The following is a 23,095-nucleotide window of genomic DNA, read 5'->3' as shown; positions in this document are numbered from 1 at the left end:
CCTATTCCCCCTTTACGCCGCGCGCGTGGTGCGCTGTTCGATCCGTTTTTCGTGGTCGCCCTGGATCAGGCGGTGCACGTAGATCCCCGGCAGGTGGATCTGGTCGGGCTCGAGACTGCCCACCGGCACGATCTCCTCGACCTCGCAGACGCAGACCTTGCCGCACATCGCGGCGGGCGGGTTGAAGTTGCGGGCGGTCTTGCGGAAGACGAGGTTGCCGGTCTCGTCGGCCTTCCAGGCCTTGACGATGGACAGATCGGCGACGATCCCGCGTTCGAGGATATAGGTCTCGCCGTCGAAGTCTTTGTGCTCCTTGCCCTCGGCGATCACGGTGCCGACGCCGGTCTTGGTGTAGAAGCCCGGAATCCCGGCGCCGCCCGCCCGCATCCGTTCGGCCAGCGTGCCCTGGGGGTTGAATTCCAGTTCCAGTTCGCCCGACAGGTATTGCCGCATGAATTCGGCATTCTCGCCGACATAGGACGAGATCATCTTCCTGACCTGGCGGGTCTGCAGCAGGAGGCCGATCCCGAAATCGTCGACGCCTGCATTGTTCGAGGCGAAGGTCAGATCCTTGGTGCCTGCCTCGCGGATCGCCTGGATCAGAAGCTCTGGAATGCCGCACAGCCCGAAACCGCCCGCGGCGATGAGCATGCCGTCGAACAAGAGCCCGTCCAGGGCCTCGGCGGCAGTGCCATAGATCTTCTGCATGAAAGTCTCCCCTCTGCTCCTCTGGCTGAAGTTGTGACGAAGGGTCATGGGCGAGTCAATCGACTGCGCTCTCGCGGCACGGTGCCAATCAGATGATCCGGACCCGGGTGCCTATGGGGGCGATGTCGTACAGCTCGGCGATCATGTCGTTGTAAAGGCCGATGCAACCGTCCGAGGACGGTCGGCCGATCTTGCGCGTGTCATGGGTGCCGTGAATGAGATAGGCGGGCCAGGACAGATACATCGCATGGGTGCCAAGCGGGTTGTCGGGACCGGGCGGCATGTAGCGCAGATCGGGATTGCGCTCGACCATCGAGGGGGTCGGGGTCCAGTCGGGGCCGATCTTCTTGCGGACGACTTTGGTATAACCGCGTTTGGTCAGTTCTTCGCTGATCGGCACCGAGGTCGGGTAGATCCGGTAGTCCGAGCCGTCCCCGGACCAGAAATGCAGCGCGCGCGAGCTGGTATCCGCGACGATCACCGCTGTGCCCAGCCCGTCGAAATGGTCGCGCCAGTCCTGCCGCGCAAAGCTTGAGATATTGCGGCGGGCCATCGGTGCGGGCTCGGCCCTGAGAAGCGCGGGCGCCCCCAGGCCCGCGCCCAGCGTCACAAGCGCCGCGCGGCGCGAAAATGTCCGGTCTGCCATGGAATGCCCCCTTGCCTGCTCCGGGTTCTGATCCCGGGCAAACTGGGGTGAACGGCGCGGTCTGGCCAATCAACTCCGCTCACCGGATTGCGCGCTGACCTTGCGTCATCTTCGGCGGCGCGCGGCGGGCCGCGGGGCGGCTATTCCGCCGCCTTGGTCGATTTCGCGCGCGCGGCGGGCTTTGCGGTCTTGGCCGAAGCGGCCTTGGCGGTTGTCTTCTTGGCTGTCTTGCCCGCGGCCTTGGGCGCCTTCGCCGTCTTGGCGGGGGCGGCCTTGGCCTTGGTCTTGCCGCCCTTGGCGGCCTTCGCGTCGATCAGCTCGATCGCCTGCGCCAGCGTTACGTCGCCCGGCTCCACATCCTTGGGCAGGGTCGCGTTGACCTTCTCCCATTTGACGTAAGGCCCGTAGCGTCCGGCCATGACATCGATGGCGCCGCCCTTCTCGGGATGCTCGCCCAGCTGGCGCAGCGGTTTCGCCGCCGTGCCGCCGCCCCGGGTCTTCTTCTGGGCCAGCACCTCGACCGCGCGGTTCATGCCGATGGTGAAGACTTCCTCGACATCGGGCAGGTTGGCGTATTTCTTGCCATGCTTGACGAAGGGACCATAGCGCCCGATCCCGGCCTCGACGGTCTCGCCATCCTCGGGGTGCGGCCCGATCTCGCGCGGCAGGCTCAAGAGCATAAGCGCCTTGTCGAGGTCGATCTCTTCGGGTTTCCAGCCCTTGGGCAGGCTGGCGCGCGGCGGTTTCGGGACCTCTTCGGTGGCCTCGCCGCGCTGCACATAGGGGCCGAAGCGGCCGATGCGCAGGCTGATCTCGTCCTCGCCGTCATGGCCCAGAACCTTGCCGTCAAGCTCGGACCCGTCATCGCCGTTCACCGCCGAAAGCGAGCGGGTATAGCGGCAGTCGGGATAGTTCGTGCAGCCGATGAAGGCCCCGCCCGACCGCGCGGTCTTGAGATTCAGCCGCCCCGCCCCGCATTTGGGGCAGATGCGCGGGTCGGAGCCGTCCTCGCGCGGCGGGTAAAGATGCGGCGCCAGAACCTCGTCGATCTTTTCCAGAACCTCGGATATCCGCAGATCGGCGGTTTCGGCGATGGCGGCCGAGAAATCCTTCCAGAACCGGTCCAGCACCTCGTGATAGTCGCGTGCGCCCGCCGAGACGTCGTCAAGCTCGTCTTCCAGATTGGCGGTGAATTCGTAACCCACGTAGCGGCTGAAATAGTTCGACAGGAAGGCCGTCACCAGCCGCCCCTTGTCCTCGGGGATCAGCCGGTTCTTGTCCTTCAGCACATAGCCGCGATCCTGGATCGTGGTGACGATCGAGGCATAGGTCGAGGGACGCCCGATGCCGAGCTCTTCCATCCGCTTGACCAGCGTCGCCTCGGTATAGCGCGGCGGCGGCTGGGTGAAGTGCTGCTGGGCGAGGATCGCTTTATCGCCATTGAGAATCGCACGATCACAACGAAGCAGCCATTCCTCTTCCTCGACCAGGGGCGGCTCGAAATCGACCCGGTCCGGTGCCGCCAGATTAGAGTATTCGACGGCGTAACGATCCGCCGGAGCCGGCTTGGCCTTTTCGCCCTGCATGATCTGCGGCAGGCGCTTGTCGTCGCCTTCCTCGACGTCGTCGCGGCCTTCCTCGTAGACCTTGAGGAAGCCGTCGAACATCACCACCTGGCCGGTGGCGCGCAGCGCGACCTGATGGTCGGCGCTTTCCACCTCGACGGTGGTGCGTTCCAGCCGCGCGGCCTCCATCTGGCTGGCGATGGTGCGCTTCCAGATCAGATCGTAAAGCTTGCGCTGGTCGTCATCCGTCACCTTCAGCTTGGACGGATCGCGGGTCATCTCGGTCGGCCGGATGCATTCATGCGCTTCCTGCGCGTTCTTGGCCTTGTTCTTGTACATCCGCGGCGATTTCGGCACGTAGTCCGCGCCGTAGCGGTCCTTGATCGCGTCGCGCGCAGCCATCACCGCCTCGGGCGCCATGTCGATCCCGTCGGTCCGCATGTAGGTGATGATGCCCGCCTCATAAAGCCGCTGCGCCGCCTGCATCGTCTGGCGCGCGCCAAAGCCGAACTTGCGGCTGGCTTCCTGCTGCAGGGTCGAGGTCATGAAGGGCGGCGCGGGATTGCGGGTGCCGGGCTTGGCCTCGACCGAGGCGACGGTGAAGTCGCGGCTGTCGATGGCCTTGACCGCCAGTTCGGCATCGGTCGCGGTGGTCAGGTCGAACTTGTCGAGCTTCTGGCCGCCCAGCGTGACCAGCCGCGCCTCGAAGCTCTGGCCGCGGGGCGTTTCCAGCACCGCCGCGACGGTCCAGTATTCGCGGGCACGGAAGGCCTCGATCTCCATCTCGCGCTCGACAATCAGACGCAGGCAGACCGACTGGACCCGGCCCGCCGATTTCGCGCCCGGCAGCTTGCGCCACAGGACCGGCGACAGGTTGAAGCCCACAAGATAATCCAGCGCGCGGCGTGCCAGGTAGGCATGGACCAGCGGTTCATCGACGGTGCGCGGGTTCTTCATCGCCTCGGTCACCGCCGATTTGGTGATGGCGTTGAAGACGACGCGGCTGACCGGCGTGTCCTTCTTGATCGCCCGGCGGGCGCGCAGGGTCTCTTCTAGGTGCCAGGAAATCGCCTCGCCCTCGCGATCGGGGTCGGTGGCGAGGATCAGCGCATTGTCGTCCTTCAGCGCGTCGGCGATGGCCTTCACGTGCTTCTTGCTGTCCGAGGCGACCTCCCAGGTCATCTCGAAGCCGTGCTCGGGGTCGACCGATCCATCCTTGGGCGGCAGGTCGCGGACATGGCCATAGGACGCGAGAACCGTGTAATCGGAGCCCAGATACTTGTTGATTGTCTTGGCTTTGGCCGGGGACTCGACGACGACGACGGGCATGGATTTCTCTCGACTCGGGGGGCGGGTGCCTTGGCGGCGCAAGATGTGGGGGGGAGGCCGCGAATGTCAATGCACGGCTGGATGACGGGCGGGATTCGCCTCTGGGTTGAGGCTCCGCTGCGTCAGATCGGATCGGGGCTGTGACGGGCCGTTCAGCGGGTGCGCGACAGAAGCCCGCCGGGCGCGCGGGCGATCCGGCCGTCGAGTTCCAGCGTAACCAGTTCGGGGGTCACGGCGCCCGCAGGAAGGCCGAGATCGCGGATCAGCTGGTCTTCGGCCAAGGGCGAGGGGCCGAGCCGGTCGAGGATGCGGGCATGCAGCACGGCCGGGTCGGCCGGGACGCGATGGTGCGCGGCGGGGGTTTCGGGCACCTCGGTCACCCGTGGCCTTGCCCGCGGCGCGGGGGCCTCGGGTTGCCGTGCCTCGGTCAGGGAAGGGGCGGGGCCGAGCGCCTCGAGCACATCGTCGGGATGGCGCACCAGCACGGCGCCGTCCCGGATCAGCATGTTGCAGCCCGAGGCGCGGGCATCGAAGGGATGACCGGGCACCGCCAGCACATCGCGGCCCTGATCGAGCGCGGATCGGGCGGTGATCAGGCTGCCCGAGCGCGCGGCGGCCTCGACCACGACGACGGCGCGGGCGAGGCCCGAAATGATGCGGTTGCGCTGCGGGAAATGCCGCGCCTGCGGGTCGAGCCCGGGGGGTTGTTCGGACAGCCGCAGGCCCAGTTGCGCGATTTCATTGGCAAGCCCGGTATTTTCGACCGGGTAGGGCACGTCGATCCCGCCCGCCTGCACGGCGATGGTGCCGGTTTCCAGAGCCGCGATATGGGCGGCGCGGTCGATCCCGCGCGCAAGCCCCGAGACGATGACATAGCCCGCCCCGGCCAGTCCCTCGGCCAGCCGCCGGGCCATGCGCAGCCCCAGCGACGAGGCGTTGCGGGCGCCGACCAGCGCCACCATCGGCCGGTGCAGCAGATCGGTGTGACCCAGCGCCCACAGCACGGGCGGCGCGTCGGGCAGGTCCAGAAGGGCGGGGGGGTAGGCGGGGCTGCCATGCAGCACCGCGACGGCACCGGCCTTGCGGGCGCGGGCGATCTCGGCCTGGGCGGTCTCTTGCGAGCAGGGCGCGTAATCCTCGACGCCTGCTTCCTCGGCGATCCGCGGCAGGGCATCGAGCGCTGCCGCGGCACTGCCATGATCCTCGATCAGCCTGAAAAAAGTGGTCGCGCCGACACGGCGCGACCGGATGAGACGAAGCCACGTAACCAGGAAGTCTTCCCGGGTGGGTGGTGCGAGGGGGTGGTAGGAAGAAACAATCTCCACGTTTCGCAGCTCCGCTCATCCGTGAGGCCAATGTGCAGCGGAATGGGTTAATACAAGGTGAACGGAATCGAGAATTTCACCTTTTACAAGAAATCTTCCTATCTGATGTCCGGCCCGTGCGCCCGACACGGCGGAAAGCCCTTGGTGGACCGGGGAAATGCCGCCTCAGGCCCCGGCACCGCCCACGGTCAGCCCGCCGATCAGCAGGGTCGGCTGGCCGACGCCCACCGGCACCCATTGTCCGGCCTTGCCGCAGTTGCCGATTCCCGGGTCCAGCGCCATGTCGTTGCCGATGGCGCGAATCTGCTTCATCGCGGCGGGGCCGTCGCCGATCAGCGTGGCGCCCTTGACCGGGGCGCCGAGCTTGCCGTTCTTCACCCGATAGGCCTCGGTGCAGCTGAAGACGAACTTGCCATTGGTAATGTCCACCTGCCCGCCGCCGAAGCCGACCGCATAGATCCCGTCCTTCAGATCGGCCAGGATGTCGGCGGGCGCGGCGTCGCCGCCCAGCATGCAGGTATTCGTCATCCGTGGCATCGGCGGATGGGCATAGCTTTCGCGCCGCCCGTTGCCGGTGGGCGCAACCCCCATCAGCCGGGCGTTCTGGCGGTCCTGCATGTAGCCCACCAGCACGCCGTCCTCGATCAGCACGGTGCGGTTCGAGGGCGTGCCCTCGTCGTCGAAGGTGATCGAGCCGCGCCGGTCGGGGATCGTGCCGTCGTCCAGAACGGTCACGCCCTTCGCCGCCACCTGCTGGCCCATCAGCCCGGCAAAGGCCGAACTGCCCTTGCGATTGAAATCGCCCTCGAGCCCGTGGCCCACCGCCTCGTGCAGCAGGATGCCGGGCCAGCCGGGGCCCAGCACCACATCCATGGTTCCGGCAGGGGCGGGCTCGGCGTCCAGATTGACCAGCGCGACGCGCAGCGCCTCGCGCGCCGAGGCCTCCCAGGAGGCGCGGTCGATCAGCCCGGCCAGCCCGGTGCGGCCGCCGCCGCCATGGCTGCCCGATTCGCGATGACCGTTCTCTTCGACGATCACCGAGACGTTCAGCCGGGTCATCGGCCGGATGTCGGACAGCAGCCTCCCGTCGGGCCGCAGGATCGCGACCTCCTGCAACGAGGCGGCAACCGAGGCGGTCACCTGCACCACGCGCGGGTCGAGCGCCCGGGCGAAGGCGTCGATCTCGCGAAGCGTGTCGATCTTCTGCGCGAAAGGCGCCTCGGCCAGCGGGTCGGCATCGGTGTAAAGCCGCCGGTTGGTCGGCTGCGGCCCCAGCGCCAGCGACGCGCCGCCATCGGCCACGGCCAGCCGCGCCGTCTCGACCGCGCGTTTCAGCGCGGCTTCGGAAATCTCGGTGGAATGGGCATAGCCCGCAGCCTCGCCCCGGACGGCGCGCAGGCCGAACCCCTCGGAGGCATCGTAGCTGGCCGTTCTGAGCCGCCCGTCGTCGAAGCTTAGAACCTCCGAACGGCGCCGTTCCAGAAACAGCTCGCCATCATCCGCCCCAAGCGTTGCGGCCTGCAAAAGCAACAGCGCCCGGTCGCGGTCCAGCGCGGTCTCGAAGGGGCGGAACGGGGGGTGTTGCATGGGATCTCCTGAACTGGCGCGGGGCGGGCTTTGGAAAAAGCGGCAGAATGTCGCAGGTTTCGCTTGTGCCGCCCCGCTCAATATGTTTCTCTGATCCCAAGATGCAACGGTGCGACGCGATCCAGTCGCGATCCACTGCAACGATGGCGCAAGGCGTCACGTCAGGGAACCGGGGAATAGGCCCATGTCGCTCCACATGGGCCTTTAGGGGACCGGCGATTGCCGGGCCAGACCCATCAAGAGTCCGGCGCTGCGCGCTCCCGCAGCGCCGGATTTCTTGTTTATCGGAAACCGCAATGCACCTGCAGACCTCAGTTTGCCGCAGTGTCGCCCGGCTGGCGGCCTCTGCGCGCTGTAGCGGTCGGTCGTGCACCCCTCGCCCTGCGTCGCTTCCCCGATCGTCGGTGGGCCGCGCCGCGGGGTGACATGGCTCGGCGTCTGGCGTATCACGCGTCAGGTTGAGGGAAAGAGCAGTCAATGCGTTATGTGTCGACCCGGGGGCAGGCCCCGGTCCTGAGTTTCGAAGAGGCAATGCTGACCGGGCTGGCCCGTGACGGCGGGCTGTACGTGCCCGAGACCGTGCCCACGATGACCCCCGAGGCCATCGCCGCGCTTGCCGGGCTTTCCTATGAAGAGGCCGCGTTCCCGGTGATGCGCCCCTTCGTGGGCGACACGTTCACCGACGCGGACTTCGAGGCGATCATCGCCCGCGCCTATGCGGGTTTTACCCACGCCGCCCGCGCGCCGCTGGCCCAGATCGGCCCGAACCAGTTCCTGCTGGAGCTGTTCCACGGGCCTACGCTGGCCTTCAAGGATTTCGCGATGCAGCTGATCGGCCAGCTGTTCCAGGCGGCGCTCGAACGCTCGGGCCAGCGGGTGACCATCGTCGGGGCAACCTCGGGCGATACCGGCTCGGCTGCCATCGAGGCCTTCCGCGGCCTGTCCAATGTCGATGTCTTCATCCTCTTCCCCGAGGGCCGGGTCTCGGAGGTCCAGCGGCGCCAGATGACCACCCCCGCCGAGGACAATGTCCATGCGCTGGCCTTGAAGGGCGACTTCGACGATTGCCAGGCGCGGCTGAAGGACATGTTCAACCATTTCGAGTTCCGCGACGCGGTCGGGCTTGCGGGCGTCAACTCGATCAACTGGGCGCGGGTGCTGGCCCAGGTCGTCTATTACTTCACCTCTGCCGTCAGCCTGGGCGCGCCGCACCGCCCGGTCCGCTTCACCGTGCCGACCGGCAATTTCGGCGACATCTTCGCGGGCTATATCGCACAGCGCATGGGCCTGCCCGTCGAGAAGCTGGTGATCGCCACCAACCAGAACGACATCCTGCACCGGGCGCTGACGGGTGGGGCCTATGAAACGAAGGGCGTCGCGCCCTCGATCAGCCCGTCGATGGACATTCAGGTGTCCTCGAACTTCGAGCGCGCCTTGTTCGAGGCCTATGGCCGCGACGGTGCCGCCGTGGCGGGCCAGATGGAGGATCTGAAGGCGAAGGGCGGGTTCGCCATCAGCCAGGGCGCGCTGGAATTCCTGCGCGAGACCTTTGCCTCGGGGCGTGCCTCCGAGGCCGAGACCACCGACACGATCCGCGCGACCTTCGCCGCGACCGGGCTGACGATCTGCCCGCATACGGCGGTCGGCGTGAAGGTGGCGGCCGACCAGCCCGCCTCGGCCGCGCCGATGGTGACGCTCGCGACGGCGCATCCGGCGAAATTCCCCGATGCGGTCGAGGCCGCCACCGGCGCGCGGCCCCCCCTTCCCAAGTCGATGGCCGATCTGTATGACCGGCCGGAACGGGTGAGCCCGGTCGAGAACGACCTTGCCGCCCTCGAAGCCCTCATCAATGAAAGGCGCAAGCGTTGAGCGTCGAGCTGCACAGGCTGCCAAACGGATTTCGTATCGTGACCGAACGGATGCCCGGTCTGAAATCCGCGGCCATCGGGATCTGGATCATGGCCGGCGGGCGCGACGAGCGGCCCGAGGAAAACGGCATCGCGCATTTCCTGGAACACATGGCCTTCAAGGGCACCGAAAAGCGCACGACGCTTCAGATCGCCGAGGCGATCGAGGATGTGGGCGGCTATATCAACGCCTATACCTCGCGCGAGATGACCGCCTATTACGCCCGGGTGCTGGAAGCCGACGTGCCGCTGGCGCTTGATGTGCTGGCCGACATTCTGGTGAACCCGCTTTTCGCCGAGGACGAAATCGAGGTCGAGCGCGGCGTGATCCTGCAGGAAATCGGGCAGGTGCTTGACACGCCCGACGACGTGATCTTCGACTGGCTGCAAGAGGTCGCCTATCCCGCTCAGGCTCTGGGCCGCTCGATCCTTGGCCCCGTCGAACGGGTGCGGGGCTTTACCCGCGAGGATCTTTTCCGTTTCATTGGCACCCATTACACGCCCGACCGGATGATCCTTGCTGCCGCGGGCGCCGTCGATCACGCCGAGATCGTGCGTCTGGCCGAGGCGTTGTTCGCGGGCCAGACACCGTCCGCGCGCGGCCTGCTGGAGCCCGCACGGTTCGCCGGAGGCGAGCGGCGCGAGATCAAGCCGCTGGAACAGGCGCATATGGCGCTGGCCTTCGAATGCCCCGGCTATCGCGACCCGGGCATCTATACCGCGCAGGTCTTCTCGACCGCGCTGGGGGGCGGCATGTCCTCGCGGCTGTTCCAGGAACTGCGCGAGAAACGCGGCCTGTGCTATACCGTCTTCGCCCAGACCGGCGCTTATGCCGATACCGGGATGCTGACGCTTTATGCGGGCACCAGCGCCGAACAGGTCGGGCCGATGGCCGAGCTGACCATGGCCGAACTGGCCCGCGCCGCCCAGGACATGACCCCCGCCGAGGTGGCGCGCGCCCGGGTGCAGATGAAGGCGGGGCTGCTGATGGGGCTGGAAAGCCCGTCCAACCGGGCAGAGCGGCTGGCGCGGCTGGTCTCGATCTGGGACCGCGTGCCCGGGGTCGAGGAGACGGTCGCCAATATCGACGCGGTCACCACCGGCGATGTGCGCGAATTCGCGGCCCGGCTGGCCGGATCCGCCCGTCCGGCGCTGGCCCTTTACGGCCCCGTCTCGGGGGCACCGGCGCTTGACGCGCTGCAAGGCAGGCTCGCCGCCTGATGCTGGGGTTCAGGCGCAAGGTCCGGATCGAGACCGAGCGCATGACCCTGCGCCCCCCGGTTCACGCCGATTTCCGGCCCTGGGCGATGCTGAGGGCCGAGAGCATGGGCTTTCTCACGCCCTGGGAGCCGACCTGGTCGCCCGACCATCTGTCGCGCAAGGCCTTCACCAACCGGGTCTACTGGGCGCAGCGGGCGCTGGGCACAGGGTCGGCGGTGCCGCTTTTCCTGTTTCGCCAGTCGGACGATGCGCTGCTGGGCGCGATCACGCTTGACAACATCCGGCGCGGCCCCTCGCAGTCGGGCACGCTCGGCTACTGGATCGGCGAATGCCATGCCCGCCACGGCTATATGCGCGAGGCGATCGAGGCTCTGGTGCAGTACGCCTTCACCCACAAGGATCTGAGCCGGATCGAGGCCGCCTGCCTGCCCGAGAACGCCGCCTCGCGCGGGGTGCTGGAAAAATGCGGCTTCAAATACGAAGGCGTGGCCCAGAGCTATCTGCAGATCAACGGGCGCTGGCGCAACCATGTGCTTTATTCGAACCTTCGCCGCGACCGGCGCGGCCGGACCGAGACCGGTCTGGCCTGAGCCGGTCCGCCGCAGGGCCTAGCGTTTCAGCACCAGCCCCTGACCGGTCGGCAGCGGAAAGACCCGGTAGTTGCGCGCGTCGAACCACGGGTCCTCGGCCAGTTTCTGCGGACGGTAGCCCATCGACCATTCGTAATCGTCGAGAATGACGATGCCACCGGGCACCACCCGGTCGAACAGCATCTCCAGCGCGGCAAGTTCCGCTCCGACCTGGTTGAGGTCGAGATGCAGGTAGGAGATCTTCTGCGGCGCCTCGGCCCGCAGGACCTCGGGGATGCGGCCGCGCACGATCCGCACCGTCGGATAGCCCGCGAACCGTGCCTGTACCTGGGCGTGAAGGTCCGGCCCGTGTTCGGGCATCGCGTGATGCGGGTCGCTGTCGTCATGTTCGAAAAGGTCGTAAGCCCAGAACTGGCGCGGGAATTCCGGCCCGCCCAGGTAGTCGACCACGACCTTGACCGCGGTGCCGCGATAGCAGCCGCATTCGACGAAGTCGCCCTCGATCTGGACCGCGTGATAGCCCGCGCAGGCCAGGATATACCGCCGCCAGACCGTGGCCTGGTCGATCGCGTGATCGCCCAGATTGCCCTGCCAGGCGGTCATGAAGGGCTGGTCGTCGAACATCGAGTTGTTGCGCCCCCAGCTGAGGAAATTGTCGGCGAAATGGACGCCGCCCGCCATCCGCTTGGCCATCGCCCGGGCGAAGGCGGCGATCTCGTCGGCATCGGTGATGCCCCAGAAAACCGGAACGAAGAAATCCTGCACGACATGGGGGTCGGCTGGGGGTGTGAGTTTCGGCAGTTGCATGAGAACCCTCTGCGCCTGGCCGGACGTGCTGTCCGGGCCTCGGCGCAGATAGCCACGCTTGCATTGACGCGGCGTAAATCGGAATGCCCGGGCGTGACCGGCGCAGGCCGGGCGCTATTTTCCGGGCGGGAGGTGCATGCCATGCTGCGATCTTGCCTGATCCTGCTTGCGGTCCTGACCGCCTCGTCCGCCGCTGCCGAGGGCCGGCGGCTCAGCCATTGCATCGCCATCGCCGATGCGGCCCCCGGCATCGCCTATCTGCACCGCGCGTCCTTCGGCACGCCGCTCGGCGAGAACACGGTGCGGCTGACCTTCGTCGATCACGCGACCTTTCTGCTCGAGACGCCGGGCGGTCTGGTGGCGGCGACCGATTATACCGGCTATCTCGGCCCGATGCAGGTCACGCCCGACGTTGTGACCATGAACAATGCCCACGAGACCCATTTCACCGCCTTCCCCGACCCGGCCATTCCCCACGTTCTTGAAGGCTGGGCCAGGGGCGGGGGCGCGGCCGATCATCACCTCGATCTGGGCGAGATGCTGGTGCGCAACGTGCCGACCGACATTCGCGGCCATGACAGCGGGGCGGTGCACCCGAACGGCAATTCGATCTTCGTCTTCGAGGTGGCGGGGCTTTGCATCGGGCATCTGGGTCACCTGCACCACATCCCGGACGAGGCGCAGTTCGCGGCGCTCGGGCGGCTCGACGTGGTGATGGCGCCGGTCGACGGGCGGCTGACGCTGGACCTGCCCTCGATGATCGCGGTGCTGACCCGGCTGAAAAGCTCGGTGGTGATCCCGATGCACTGGTTCGGTCCCCGGACGCTCGACCGCTTTCTGGCCGGCATGGCGGACGAGTTCGCGGTGACCCGGCCGGGCACCTCGTCGCTGGAGGTCTCGCTCCGCACGCTGCCCGCGCGTCCGACCGTCGCGGTATTGGAGCCGCTGTCGGACTGACGTCTCCGACCGACTTGCCAGCGGGCGTCCGGCCATGCTTCACCGGGGGGGAAAGGACCGCCCATGCTGAACCCCGTCACCGACGCCTTTGCCGCCGATCTGCGCACCCGCCTGCCCGCCGCCGTCTTCCGAGAACTGACGCCCGCCTATCTCGAAGAGCCGCGCGGCCGGTTCCGGGGGCAGGGAGGACTGTTGCTGGCGCCCGGCCGGGTCGAGGAGGCGGCCGAGATCGTGCGCGCCTGTGCCGCCGCGCGGGTCGGGATCGTGCCCTATGGCGGCGGGACCGGGCTTGTCGGCGGGCAGATCCTGGAAACGGGGCCCGCCCCGGTCATCATCACGCTGGACCGGATGCGGGCCATTCGTGCGGTCCATGCCGACGAGAACGTGCTGGTCGCCGAGGCGGGCTGCATCCTGACCGAGGTGCAGGACGCGGCCGAGGCGGCGGGGCGGCTGTTTCCGCTGTCGCTGGCCTCCGAGGGGTCGGCGCGCATCGGCGGGCTGCTGTCGACCAATGCCGGGGGTGTCAATGTCCTGCGCTACGGCAATGCGCGCGATCTCTGCCTCGGGATCGAGGCGGTGCTGCCCGACGGGTCGATCCTGAAGGGGCTCAAACGGCTCCGGAAGGATAATACCGGTTACGATCTGCGGCATCTTCTGATCGGGGCCGAGGGTACGCTGGGCCTGATCACCGCGGCAGCGCTGAAACTGGCGCCCCGGCCTGCGAGGACGGGCGCGGCGCTTCTGGCGGTGCGCGATCCGGCGGCGGCGCTGGCGCTTCTGGCCCTGGCGCGGGACCGTGTGGGCGAGGGGGTCTCGGCCTTCGAGCTGATCCACCGCGCCGGGTTCGACTTCCTCGCCGAGACCCTGCCCGACCTGCGCCGTCCCTTTGCCGATCCGCCGGACTGGACGGTGCTGATCGACCTCGGGCTCGGTGCCGGACAGGACCCGGGCGCGGCGCTCGAGGGCCTTTTCGCCGAGGCCTTCGAGGCGGGGCTGGTCTCGGACGGTCTGGTGGCGCAGTCCGAGGCGCAGCGGCACGATTTCTGGATGGTGCGCGAATCGATTCCGCAGGCCAATCGGCGGATCGGGGCGATCTCGTCCCACGACATCTCGGTGCCGCTTTCGGCGATCCCCGACTTCATCGCCGCGGCCGGACCCGCGCTGGCCCGGATCGGCCGCTTCCGGATCAACTGCTTCGGCCATCTGGGTGATGGCAACCTGCATTACAACGTCTTCCCGATGCCGGGCGAGACCCGGGCCGATCACGAGCCGCGCCGCGGCGCCATCAAGCGCTGCGTCCACGATCTGGTGGCCTCCTTCGACGGCTCGGTCAGCGCCGAACACGGGATCGGGCGGATGAAGGTCGAGGATCTGGAACGCTACGGCGATCCGGCGCGGCTGGCGGCGATGCGGGCGATCAAGGCCGCGCTCGATCCCGCCGGGATCATGAACCCGGGTGCGGTGCTGCGGGCCCTGTCCTGATCTCGCGGGCGGACGGCACGGTCGCGTCGTGGGTATTTTCTCCAAGAAGAAGCCGACGTTCTTTTCTTCTTGGCAGAAATACCTTGGGGGTCCGGGGGCAACGCCCCCGGCGCCGTCGTCAGGCGCCCTCGTAGGCGCAGAGCGTATGCACGTCCATCCCCATCTCTTCCAGCCGCTTGCGGCCGCCAAGATCGGGCAGGTCGACGATGAAGGCGCAGCCGATCACCTCGGCGCCAAGCCGTTCGCACAGCTTGATGCCTGCCTCGCAGGTGCCGCCGGTGGCCAGGAGATCGTCGACGATCAGCACCTTTTCCCCCGGAGCCAGCGCGTCGTCATGGATCTCGACCACCGCCTCGCCATATTCAAGCTTGTATTCCTCGGCGATGGTCGCGGCCGGAAGCTTGCCTTTCTTGCGGATCGGCACGAAGCCCTTGGAAAGCTGGTGGGCGATGGCGCCGCCAAGGATGAAGCCGCGCGCCTCGAGCCCCACGACCTTGTCGATCTGCGCCCCGGCATAGGGGTTCAGCAACTGGTCGATGGCCATCCGAAACCCGCGCGGATCGGCGAAAAGCGTGGTCACGTCGCGAAACATGATCCCCTCATGGGGGAAATCGACGATGGTACGGATATAGTCCTTGACGCTGCTGCTGGCGATCATCCCGGGGGCCCTCTGCTTCAGATCCTTCGGGCCCCGGTTCTGGCGCAAGGCTGTGCCCCCCGCAAGGGCGTGGTTTGACGCAAGCCCCGGGTCGGCTGCGACGGATCAGCTGCGCGAGGTCATGAAATAGCGGTAGAACCGGTCGGAAATCCAGTTGAGATGCGGTTTGCGCCAGTCCATCCGGTCCCGCGTCAACAGGGTCTGCGCGACATGAAGATTCATTTTTCCAATCCCTTCCCGTTTTCCTCTTGTGGATCCGTGCCCGCTTGAGGTTAATGGAAAATGTATATACATCGCCTAGGCAAAAATCAATGGCGGCGTGAGGTCCGGATGGGGAAGAAGGGCGGCAAGAAGGACAGTCAGCTGGTGTTGCGGCTCGACAAGGATGAGCGCGAGGAATTCGTCGCGCTCTGCAAGGCGCTCGATACCAGCGCGGCGCGCGAAATCCGGGCCTTTATCCGGAAATTCGTGCGCGAGAACGGTTCCGAGCCGCGAAAGTAGCGGCGCGGCGCCAAAGACCGCGCCTTGCGCCCCTTGAAGGGGACGCGGCGCCATCCTAGGTCGGCTGCGCTGCGTCCCGGGTCCGGGCGCGGCCGGCGGGGTTGGGGCCTTGGAGTTTTCCCTTGGATATCGTTCTGGTCCTGGCCGGGCTCGCAGCGCTGATCGCGGGCGGCGAGCTTCTGGTGCGCGGCGCGGTCGCGCTGGCCCGACGCTTTGGCGTGTCGCCGATGATCATCGGGCTGACCTTCGTCGGGTTCGGCACCTCGACGCCCGAACTGGTGACGAGCCTGCAGGCGGCGCTGACCGGCGCGCCCGACATTGCCCTTGGCAATGTCGTCGGCAGCAATATCGGCAATATCCTTCTCATTCTGGGACTTGCGGCGCTGGTGCGGCCGATGCGGGTCTGTCCGGCCGCGCTGCGGCGCGACGGCGGCGCGCTGGCGCTTGCGACCGGCCTTGCCGTGCTGGCGATGCTGGGCGGCGCGCTGGGGCGCGGTGCCGGAGCGGCGGGGCTGGCGCTGCTGGTGGCCTATCTTGCTTACACGATCTGGCAGGAGCGGCGGGCCACGACCGCAGCCGGGGAGGTTTACGAGGCCGAGGCCGACACGCTCGGCCCGGTGGGCCGGCCCTGGACGGCCCTGCCGGTGATGGCGCTTGGGCTGGGGTTGACGCTGGCCGGGGCCAAGCTTCTGGTGGCGGGGGCTGTGGCGCTTGCGGCCGCGGCGGGCCTGTCCGAGGCGGCGATCGGGTTGACCGTGGTCGCCATCGGCACCTCGATGCCCGAGCTCGTGACCTCGCTGATGGCGGCGCGGCGGGGCGAAAGCGGTGTTGCCATCGGCAATGTCATCGGCAGCAACATCTTCAACCTTCTGGGCATTCTTGGCGTGACCGCGCTGGTGCAGCCGCTGGCTGTGGCCGAACGGATCGCCGGGTTCGATGTCTGGGTGATGCTGGCGGCCACGGTCGGGCTGATCCTCGTGGCCTGGACCGGCGGGCGGATCACGCGGGCCGAGGGGGCGGTGCTGGCGATCTGCTATGGCGTCTATATGACGACACTTCTGCTGACCGCGGCGGCCTGAGTGCACTGCAGTCAGGGGCGCGCATGCCCGGCCGCGCGGACCGGGCATGGCGTGACTGGCGTCTCAGTGGCCGAGCACGCGGCCCGCGACCGCATCCAGCCGGGCCAGCAGCGCCGGGTCGCGCTTTTCGGGGGCGGTGATCAGCGCATGGTCAAGCGCGGTGTCGCAGCCCTTTTCGCAGGGCTTGTGGGCGCCCAGCAGCCGGGGCAGGCGGCTGACCATGCCGCGCGCCTTTTCGGCATTGCCGATCAGCGTCTTGACGATATCGGCCACCTCGACCGCATCGTGATCGGGATGCCAGCAGTCGTAATCGGTGACCATCGCGATCGAGGCATAGCAAAGCTCGGCCTCGCGGGCGAGCTTGGCCTCGGGCATGTTGGTCATGCCGATCACGTCGCAGCCCCAGTTCTCGCGATAGAGCTTCGACTCGGCCAGCGTCGAGAATTGCGGACCTTCCATCGCCAGATAGGTCCCGCCGCTATGCACGGTGATGCCCTCGTCGCGCGCGGCCTGCAGGCAGGCGGCCGACAGCCGGGCGCAGGTCGGATGGGCCATGCTGACATGGGCCACGCAGCCCTCGCCGAAGAAGCTTTTCTCGCGGGCGATGGTGCGATCGACGAACTGGTCGACCACGACGAATTCGCCCGGCGCGAAATCCTCGCGGAAAGAGCCACAGGCCGAGACCGAGACGACATCGGTGGCGCCGATCCGTTTCAGCGCGTCGATATTGGCGCGGTAGGGCACCGAGGTCGGCGAATGCACGTGGCCGCGGCCATGGCGCGGCAGGAAGGCCATCTTCATTCCGTCGAGCGTGCCGGTCAGGATCTCGTCCGAGGGTTTGCCCCAGGGAGTGTCCACCGCCTGCCAACGCGCGTCCTCAAGCCCGTCGATGTCGTAGACGCCCGAGCCGCCAATCACCGCGATCATTCGTTCCATGTCATCCGTCCCTCTTTTTTGGTTCTGGCATGCCGACGCCCTTTTAAGCGTCTCGTTCCGGAATGGAAACGGCGCCGAGGCCGCATGTCCGTCAATTCGACGGATGCCATGCCGGTTTATTTCGTCCGGTCTCAGTCGCCGGGACGCTTCAGTTCGAAGGTGTCGCGCACCACGGCATAATCGCGATAGCCGAGCCGGGCGAGCGGCCGGAACCGGGTGACCTCGAAGCGGCCGTCGACCAGGCAGTCGTCGCGCAGATGGATGCCGGTGACCTCGCCGAAGACGGCGAAATTGGCCGCCCCCGGCAAAGGCACGATCCGGGTCAGCCGGCATTCCAGCGCGGCCGGTGCTCCGGCCACCCGCGAACAGGCGATGGTCTCGCAAGGGGCGCGGGCGATCCCGGCGAGGGCGAATTCGTCGGTCTCGCGCGGGGCGGGGGCCGAGGTCGCGTTCATCGCATCGGTGGCGGCCTCCTCGACGATCATGACGCAGAAGACGCCGGTGTCGCGGATATTGGCCACGCTGTCCTTGGTGCCGTCGCGATCCGGCTTGGTCGAGGTCGAGGCGAACATCACCTGGGGCGGCTCGTAGGCCACGGCATTGAAGAAGGAATAGGGTGCGAGGTTGTCGCGGCCCGCGCCGTCGCGGGTCGAGATCCAGCCGATGGGCCGGGGGGCGACGATGGCGCCGAACGGGTTGTGCGGCAGGCCGTGGCCGACTTCGGGGCGGTAGAACATGGCGGTCCTCTCGGGCATTTCCCCCGGCATAACCTCGTGCTAGGGCCGGTTCCAGCAACAAGGGAGAGCGCGGTGATCCGGGTGGCGGAAGAAACGGCCGAGGACTGGTGGGACGTCGAGGCGCTTTACGACCTCTGTTTCGCGCCGGGGCGCACGGCGCTGTCGTCCTACCGCCTGCGGGACGGGGTGCCGCCGGTCGCGGCGCTGTGCCTGACCGCGCGGGACGGGGTCGGCATTCTGGCGGCGGCGATCCGCTACTGGCCGATCCGGATCGGCGAGGTCGGGGCGCTGCTTCTGGGGCCGGTCGCGGTGCACCCGACGCGTCAGGGTGAGGGGCTCGGCGCGCTTCTGATCCGCGACTCGCTGGCGCGGGCCGAGGCGCTGGGGGTGGAACGGGTGATGCTGGTGGGCGACGCGCCCTATTATGCGCGGTTCGGGTTCACGAAGCTCGACGCGGTCGAGATGCCGCCGCCCACGAACCCCGAGCGGGTTCTCGGGATCGCGCTGTCTCCCGGCGCCTGGGACGGGGTGGCTGGCCTCGTGACGCGCGCGGCTTCGGACTGACTGCGATTGGGCGAGGGCCGGTTTGGGCGGGGCCCCAATTCTTCTGCGAAGAATTGCGCCCGGGTCCGGCCGTTGGCGACGGCTCCCGGCTGGCGATTGGGCCGGACTAACCGGTCGGTGGGAGGATCCGGCCCGACGGGGACGCTTGACGGGCGGGGTCCGCGCCCCCTACATGCGCGCGGACCCAAGCCAGGAGAGACGGGATCATGGGCTTCAAGACCGGCATCGTCGGCCTGCCGAACGTGGGCAAGTCGACCCTTTTCAACGCGCTGACCCGCACCGCGGCGGCGCAGGCGGCGAATTTCCCGTTCTGCACCATCGAGCCCAACGTGGGCGAGGTCGCCGTTCCCGACCCGCGTCTCGACAAGCTGGCGGCAATCGCGGGCTCGAAGCAGATCATCCCGACCCGCATGACCTTCGTCGACATCGCGGGGCTGGTGAAGGGCGCCTCGAAGGGCGAGGGGCTCGGCAACCAGTTCCTGGCCAATATCCGCGAATGCGATGCCATCGCCCATGTGCTGCGCTGCTTCGAGGATGGCGACGTCACCCATGTCGAGGGCCGGGTCGATCCGGTCGCCGATGCCGAGGTGATCGAGACCGAGCTGATGATCGCCGACATGGAATCGATCGAGAAGCGTCTGCAGGGGCTCGTCCGCAAGGTGCGTGGCGGCGACAAGGAGGCGGTCCAGCAGGAGCGCCTGCTGAAGGCCGCGCTCGATGCCCTGAACGCGGGCCGCCCCGCCCGGACCGTCGCGGTCGCCGAGGACGATGCCAGGGCCTGGGGCATGCTGCAGCTTCTGACCGCCAAGCCCGTGCTCTACGTCTGCAACGTCGCCGAGGACGAGGCCGCGTCCGGCAATGCCTTCTCGGCCGCCGTGGCGGCCATGGCCGAGGCGGAGGGCGCGGCCAGCGTCGTGATCTCGGCCAAGATCGAGGAAGAGATCAGCCAGCTCGATCCCGAGGAGGCCGAGGTCTTTCTGGAAGAGCTTGGGCTGGAGGAAGCCGGCCTCGACCGGCTGATCAAGGCGGGCTACGGGCTTCTGGGGCTCGAGACCTATTTCACCGTCGGCCCCAAGGAGGCCCGCGCCTGGACGATCCCCGTGGGCACCTCGGCGCCGAAGGCCGCGGGCGTCATTCATGGCGATTTCGAGCGCGGCTTCATCCGGGCCGAGACCATCGCCTTTGGCGATTTCATCGCCCATGGCGGCGAGCAGGGGGCGAAGGACGCGGGCAAGATGCGCTCTGAAGGCAAGGGCTATGTCGTCCAGGACGGCGACGTGATGCACTTCCTCTTTAATACCTGAGCCCTCAAGCCGGACCGGGCGGGGCGGCCTTTTCGGCCGCGCCGATCCGCGCTAGAGAGATGAGGCGCGGTTTCGGGAGCCTCCCATGAAGACGATCCACATCCTGAACGGTCCGAACCTGAACCTGCTGGGGCAGCGCGAGCCCGAGATCTACGGCCGCGAGACGCTGGCCGATGTCGAGAGCGCCTGCGCGCGGGTGGCCGGGGAGAAGGGATTTGCCGTCGCGCTGCGGCAGTCGAACCACGAGGGCCAGATCGTCGACTGGATCCACGAGGCGCGGCAGGAGGCCTCTGGCATCGTCATCAACCCGGCCGCCTACACCCATACCTCGGTCGCGATCCTCGATGCGCTGAACGCCTTCGAGGGCCCGGTGATCGAGGTGCATATCTCGAACATCCACAAGCGCGAGGCCTTCCGCCACCGGTCCTATGTCTCGCTGCGCGCCGATGGGGTCATCGCGGGCTGCGGGATCGAGGGCTACGAACTGGCTGTGCGGCGGATCTGTTCGCTTCTGGCCTGAGCACCCCGGGTGTCGCGGCCCCGGCAAGACGCCGGGGCAGGGCTGCACCTGCCGCGGCGCCCTGACGCAGCGCGGACCACACGGGTTTTCCGGGCGGCGCTTCCCCCCCTGTCGCTTTCGCCTATCTCAGAGCCATGGACATTGTCGTTCTCACCACCATTACCGCCTGCCTTTTCGTGGTCATCGCCGCGGCCGAGCCGCTGGCCGCGCGGCTGAGGCTGCCCTATGCGGTGATCCTGGCGGGTCTGGGGATGATGATCGGCGCGGGCGCCATCTTCTTCCTGCGGACCGACCTGACCGATGCGCTCAATCCGGTGGCCGAGGCGATCCTCAACCTGCCGATCCGGTCCAACGTCTTTCTTTATGTCTTCCTGCCGATGCTGCTTTTTCAGGTCACGCTGGGGATGAACCTGCGCCGCATGCTGGACGACTGGGTGCCGATCCTGATGCTGGCGGTGGTCGCGGTCGTGGTCGCGACGCTGTCGGTGGGCTATGCGCTGGCCTGGGTCAGCCCCTGGCCGATCACCGTCTGCCTGCTGATCGGCGCCATCGTTTCCACCACCGACCCCTCGGCCGTGGTGGGCATCTTCCGGTCGATCTCGGCGCCGCGGCGGCTGGCCCGCATCATCGAAGGCGAAAGCCTCCTGAATGACGCCGCCGCCATCGCGCTGTTCGGCCTGTTCATGAGCTTTGTCATGGACAACGTGCCCGACCCCGCCTTTTCCTCGGCGCTGGGGCGCTTTCCGATGCTGATCGCGGGCGGGGCCGTCACCGGCTGGGTCTGCGCGCGGGTGGCGATCTGGGCGATGACGCTGTTCCAGCGGTTCGAGCTGGCGCAGATCTCGCTGTCGGTGGCGCTGCCCTATCTGGCCTATATCCTCGCCGAGCGCAGCGTCGGCGCCTCGGGCGTGATCGCCGTGGTGGCGGCGGGCCTGACGCTGAACCTGATGGGGCCGGGGCGGCTGGCGCCCTCGGCGATGACGAACCTGCGCGAGGTCTGGGACCTGCTGGCGCATTGGGCCGGGGCGCTGATCTTCGTGCTGGCCGCGCTGCTGATCCCGCGCCTGATGGAAGAGGTGCGACTGGACGATCTGGGCCTTGTCGCCGCTGTGGCGCTGGCGGCCATCGCGGCGCGGGTGGTGATCCTGTTCGGGCTCTTGCCGCTTCTGACCCTGCTGCGACTGTCGCCCATGGTCGAGCGGCCCTATCGCGTGGCGATCCTCTGGGGCGGTTTGCGCGGCGCGGTCACGCTGGCGCTGGCGCTGGCGGTGACCGAAAGCGTGCATGTCCCGGTCGAGGTCAAGCGCGTGGTCGGTATCCTCGCCACGGGGTTCACGCTGTTCACCCTGCTCGTGCAGGGGACGACGCTGCGGGCGGTGATCCGGCTTCTGGGGCTTGACCGGCTGTCGCCCATCGACCGGGCGCTGTCCAACCAGGTGGTGGCGGTGGCGTTGCAAACGGTGCGCGAGGACGTGGCCCGCACCACCGAAACCTATGACCTGTCGCACGATATCGTCCGGTCCGAGGCCAAGCGCTTCGGCGAGCGGTTGGACGAGGCGGTGAAGGCGGCCGATGCGGATGCCGAGATCCTGGATCGGGACCGCGTGACGCTGGGGCTGGTGGCGCTGGCCGGGGCCGAGCGGGATGGCATACTGAACCGCATCCGCGACCGCACCATCCCGCTTGGACTTGCCGAACGGATGCTGTCGAATGCCGACCGGCTGATCGAGGGCGCGCGCACCGGCGGGCGGTCAGGCTACCGGACCGCGTCGAAAGCCAGCACCGCCTATAACAGCGCGTTCCGGCTGGCGGTGGTGCTGAACAACCGGTTGCGGATCGGCGGGCCGCTGGCGCGGCTGACCGCGGACCGGTTCGAGGATCTGCTGATCCAGCGGCTGGTGCTGCACGATCTGGGCGGGTTCATCGAGGCGCGCATCCGGCGCATCCACGGACGTCGGGTGGCCGACCTGCTGCAGGAATTGCTGGAACGGCGCGACGAGGCGCTGGAAACCGCGCTGGACGGGCTGAGGCTGCAATTCCCGGGCTATGCCGAGGAACTGGAACGCCGCTTCATCCGTCGCACCGCGTTGCGGCTGGAAGAGCGCGAATACCGGTCGCTGCGCGAGGACGGGCTGATCGGAGCCGAGCTTTTCGCCGTGCTGATGCAGGAAATCGCCCGCCGCCGCGCCGCCGCCGAAGAGCGCCCGCGTCTGGATCTTGCGATGAGCAAGGCCGATCTGGTCCGGCGCTTCCCGCTTTTCGCGGGGCTCGACGAGCCCGTGCTGCGGCGGCTGGTGCGCGCGCTGGTAACCCGCCATGCCGATCCGGGCGAGGTGATCTTCCGCAAGGAGATGCCCGCGCGTTCGGTCTTCTTCATCGCCAGCGGCGCGGTCGAGATGGAGATGGCGGGCCAGATCGCGCGGCTTGGCCGGGGCGAGATGTTCGGGCAGATGGCGATCCTGACCCGCAGGCCGCGCCGGGCCGAGGTGCGGGCGATTGCCCCCTCGACGCTTCTGGTCCTCGACGAGGCACGGTTCCGCAAGCTGCTGTCGAACAGCCCCGCGATGCGCGAAGCCGTCCTTGAAAGCGCGGCCAGGCGCGGCATGGCCCCCGAAAAGATCCTGCCCGCCGAAGCGCCCGCCGCATAGGCACTGGCAGGGCCGTCCCCCGAA

Annotated in this window: 20 protein-coding genes; 11 read left to right on the top strand and 9 right to left on the bottom strand. The window is 67.9% G+C overall.

What is annotated here, in order from left to right; all coding sequences use genetic code 11:
- Positions 1 to 12: 12 nt before the first annotated feature.
- The 5 genes from EV657_RS10255 to tldD form a co-directional block, all read right to left on the bottom strand.
- Positions 13 to 708, bottom strand: coding sequence for a CoA transferase subunit A (locus EV657_RS10255; protein WP_134077820.1), 696 nt, complete (start codon positions 706 to 708; stop codon positions 13 to 15).
- Positions 709 to 796: 88 nt separating this feature from the next.
- Complete coding sequence (locus tag EV657_RS10250; RefSeq protein WP_075786230.1) at positions 797 to 1,354, bottom strand: L,D-transpeptidase; 558 nt, start codon at positions 1,352 to 1,354, stop codon at positions 797 to 799.
- 140 nt (positions 1,355 to 1,494) lie between these two features.
- On the bottom strand, positions 1,495 to 4,248 hold the full coding sequence (topA, locus tag EV657_RS10245) for a type I DNA topoisomerase (protein ID WP_134077819.1): 2,754 nt from the start codon (positions 4,246 to 4,248) through the stop codon (positions 1,495 to 1,497).
- Positions 4,249 to 4,400: 152 nt separating this feature from the next.
- A complete protein-coding gene (gene dprA / locus EV657_RS10240) occupies positions 4,401 to 5,567 on the bottom strand; it encodes a DNA-processing protein DprA (RefSeq protein WP_243837545.1) in 1,167 nt (388 codons plus the stop codon).
- A gap of 171 nt (positions 5,568 to 5,738) precedes the next feature.
- A complete protein-coding gene (gene tldD, locus EV657_RS10235; RefSeq protein ID WP_134077818.1) occupies positions 5,739 to 7,160 on the bottom strand; it encodes a metalloprotease TldD in 1,422 nt (473 codons plus the stop codon).
- A 477-nt stretch (positions 7,161 to 7,637) separates the two neighbouring features.
- Between tldD and thrC the strand changes: the two genes are divergently transcribed.
- From thrC to EV657_RS10220, 3 genes are read left to right on the top strand one after another with little or no spacing between them, the layout of a single operon-like run.
- Positions 7,638 to 9,029 (top strand): threonine synthase, encoded by a 1,392-nt coding sequence (gene thrC, locus EV657_RS10230; protein ID WP_134077817.1) that lies wholly within the window; start codon positions 7,638 to 7,640, stop codon positions 9,027 to 9,029.
- Positions 9,026 to 10,288 (top strand): M16 family metallopeptidase, encoded by a 1,263-nt coding sequence (locus EV657_RS10225; protein ID WP_075786225.1) that lies wholly within the window; start codon positions 9,026 to 9,028, stop codon positions 10,286 to 10,288. Before thrC ends, EV657_RS10225 begins: the two co-directional genes overlap by 4 nt.
- On the top strand, positions 10,288 to 10,878 hold the full coding sequence (locus EV657_RS10220; protein ID WP_075786224.1) for a GNAT family N-acetyltransferase: 591 nt from the start codon (positions 10,288 to 10,290) through the stop codon (positions 10,876 to 10,878). The genes EV657_RS10225 and EV657_RS10220 overlap by 1 nt, the downstream gene beginning before the upstream one ends.
- Positions 10,879 to 10,896: 18 nt before the next feature.
- Here EV657_RS10220 and EV657_RS10215 read toward each other — a convergent pair whose 3' ends face one another.
- On the bottom strand, positions 10,897 to 11,685 hold the full coding sequence (locus tag EV657_RS10215) for a TylF/MycF/NovP-related O-methyltransferase (RefSeq protein ID WP_075786223.1): 789 nt from the start codon (positions 11,683 to 11,685) through the stop codon (positions 10,897 to 10,899).
- Positions 11,686 to 11,826: 141 nt separating this feature from the next.
- Here EV657_RS10215 and EV657_RS10210 point away from each other — a divergent pair, with 141 nt between their 5' ends.
- On the top strand, positions 11,827 to 12,642 hold the full coding sequence (locus EV657_RS10210) for an MBL fold metallo-hydrolase (RefSeq protein ID WP_075786222.1): 816 nt from the start codon (positions 11,827 to 11,829) through the stop codon (positions 12,640 to 12,642).
- Positions 12,643 to 12,705: 63 nt separating this feature from the next.
- The gene (locus tag EV657_RS10205; RefSeq protein ID WP_134077816.1) at positions 12,706 to 14,124 is read left to right on the top strand and encodes an FAD-binding oxidoreductase; all 1,419 of its coding nucleotides are present in this window, start codon (positions 12,706 to 12,708) and stop codon (positions 14,122 to 14,124) included.
- A gap of 118 nt (positions 14,125 to 14,242) precedes the next feature.
- Here EV657_RS10205 and EV657_RS10200 read toward each other — a convergent pair whose 3' ends face one another.
- The gene (locus EV657_RS10200) at positions 14,243 to 14,782 is read right to left on the bottom strand and encodes an adenine phosphoribosyltransferase (protein ID WP_075786220.1); all 540 of its coding nucleotides are present in this window, start codon (positions 14,780 to 14,782) and stop codon (positions 14,243 to 14,245) included.
- A gap of 330 nt (positions 14,783 to 15,112) precedes the next feature.
- Between EV657_RS10200 and EV657_RS21555 the strand changes: the two genes are divergently transcribed.
- On the top strand, positions 15,113 to 15,283 hold the full coding sequence (locus EV657_RS21555; RefSeq protein WP_166673685.1) for a hypothetical protein: 171 nt from the start codon (positions 15,113 to 15,115) through the stop codon (positions 15,281 to 15,283).
- Between the two features lie 122 nt (positions 15,284 to 15,405).
- Positions 15,406 to 16,362, top strand: coding sequence for a calcium/sodium antiporter (locus tag EV657_RS10195; RefSeq protein ID WP_134077815.1), 957 nt, complete (start codon positions 15,406 to 15,408; stop codon positions 16,360 to 16,362).
- A gap of 63 nt (positions 16,363 to 16,425) precedes the next feature.
- On the opposite strand, the gene EV657_RS10190 is transcribed toward EV657_RS10195, so the two are convergent.
- Entirely contained in the window at positions 16,426 to 17,298 is an 873-nt protein-coding gene (locus EV657_RS10190; protein ID WP_134077814.1) for an S-methyl-5'-thioadenosine phosphorylase, read from the bottom strand.
- 131 nt (positions 17,299 to 17,429) lie between these two features.
- On the bottom strand, positions 17,430 to 18,035 hold the full coding sequence (locus tag EV657_RS10185; RefSeq protein ID WP_134077840.1) for a flavin reductase family protein: 606 nt from the start codon (positions 18,033 to 18,035) through the stop codon (positions 17,430 to 17,432).
- A gap of 72 nt (positions 18,036 to 18,107) precedes the next feature.
- Here EV657_RS10185 and EV657_RS10180 point away from each other — a divergent pair, with 72 nt between their 5' ends.
- The 4 genes from EV657_RS10180 (at position 18,108) to EV657_RS10165 (ending at position 23,071) form a co-directional block, all read left to right on the top strand.
- Complete coding sequence (locus EV657_RS10180) at positions 18,108 to 18,599, top strand: GNAT family N-acetyltransferase (protein WP_075786216.1); 492 nt, start codon at positions 18,108 to 18,110, stop codon at positions 18,597 to 18,599.
- Positions 18,600 to 18,805: 206 nt separating this feature from the next.
- A complete protein-coding gene (gene ychF / locus EV657_RS10175) occupies positions 18,806 to 19,903 on the top strand; it encodes a redox-regulated ATPase YchF (protein WP_075786215.1) in 1,098 nt (365 codons plus the stop codon).
- Between the two features lie 85 nt (positions 19,904 to 19,988).
- Positions 19,989 to 20,423, top strand: coding sequence for a type II 3-dehydroquinate dehydratase (gene aroQ, locus EV657_RS10170; RefSeq protein ID WP_134077813.1), 435 nt, complete (start codon positions 19,989 to 19,991; stop codon positions 20,421 to 20,423).
- A gap of 134 nt (positions 20,424 to 20,557) precedes the next feature.
- A complete protein-coding gene (locus EV657_RS10165) occupies positions 20,558 to 23,071 on the top strand; it encodes a cation:proton antiporter (protein WP_075786213.1) in 2,514 nt (837 codons plus the stop codon).
- The last annotated feature ends 24 nt before the right edge of the window (positions 23,072 to 23,095 follow it).

Origin of the sequence: Rhodovulum visakhapatnamense (assembly GCF_004365965.1) — a bacterium.
GTDB lineage: Bacteria > Pseudomonadota > Alphaproteobacteria > Rhodobacterales > Rhodobacteraceae > Rhodovulum > Rhodovulum visakhapatnamense.
This window is presented reverse-complemented; position numbering and strand designations above follow the sequence as displayed.

Excerpts from the sequence above, each read along its gene's own strand:
- EV657_RS10255 (WP_134077820.1), bottom strand. The coding sequence starts at position 708 with ATGCAGAAGATCTATGGCACTGCCGCCGAGGCCCTGGACGGGCTCTTG.
- EV657_RS10250 (WP_075786230.1), bottom strand. The coding sequence starts at position 1,354 with ATGGCAGACCGGACATTTTCGCGCCGCGCGGCGCTTGTGACGCTGGGC.
- topA (WP_134077819.1), bottom strand. The coding sequence starts at position 4,248 with ATGCCCGTCGTCGTCGTCGAGTCCCCGGCCAAAGCCAAGACAATCAAC.
- tldD (WP_134077818.1), bottom strand. The coding sequence starts at position 7,160 with ATGCAACACCCCCCGTTCCGCCCCTTCGAGACCGCGCTGGACCGCGAC.
- thrC (WP_134077817.1), top strand. The coding sequence starts at position 7,638 with ATGCGTTATGTGTCGACCCGGGGGCAGGCCCCGGTCCTGAGTTTCGAA.
- EV657_RS10220 (WP_075786224.1), top strand. The coding sequence starts at position 10,288 with ATGCTGGGGTTCAGGCGCAAGGTCCGGATCGAGACCGAGCGCATGACC.
- EV657_RS10215 (WP_075786223.1), bottom strand. The coding sequence starts at position 11,685 with ATGCAACTGCCGAAACTCACACCCCCAGCCGACCCCCATGTCGTGCAG.
- EV657_RS10210 (WP_075786222.1), top strand. The coding sequence starts at position 11,827 with ATGCTGCGATCTTGCCTGATCCTGCTTGCGGTCCTGACCGCCTCGTCC.
- EV657_RS10205 (WP_134077816.1), top strand. The coding sequence starts at position 12,706 with ATGCTGAACCCCGTCACCGACGCCTTTGCCGCCGATCTGCGCACCCGC.
- EV657_RS10200 (WP_075786220.1), bottom strand. The coding sequence starts at position 14,782 with ATGATCGCCAGCAGCAGCGTCAAGGACTATATCCGTACCATCGTCGAT.
- EV657_RS21555 (WP_166673685.1), top strand. The coding sequence starts at position 15,113 with ATGGGGAAGAAGGGCGGCAAGAAGGACAGTCAGCTGGTGTTGCGGCTC.
- EV657_RS10190 (WP_134077814.1), bottom strand. The coding sequence starts at position 17,298 with ATGGAACGAATGATCGCGGTGATTGGCGGCTCGGGCGTCTACGACATC.
- EV657_RS10185 (WP_134077840.1), bottom strand. The coding sequence starts at position 18,035 with ATGTTCTACCGCCCCGAAGTCGGCCACGGCCTGCCGCACAACCCGTTC.
- ychF (WP_075786215.1), top strand. The coding sequence starts at position 18,806 with ATGGGCTTCAAGACCGGCATCGTCGGCCTGCCGAACGTGGGCAAGTCG.
- aroQ (WP_134077813.1), top strand. The coding sequence starts at position 19,989 with ATGAAGACGATCCACATCCTGAACGGTCCGAACCTGAACCTGCTGGGG.
- EV657_RS10165 (WP_075786213.1), top strand. The coding sequence starts at position 20,558 with ATGGACATTGTCGTTCTCACCACCATTACCGCCTGCCTTTTCGTGGTC.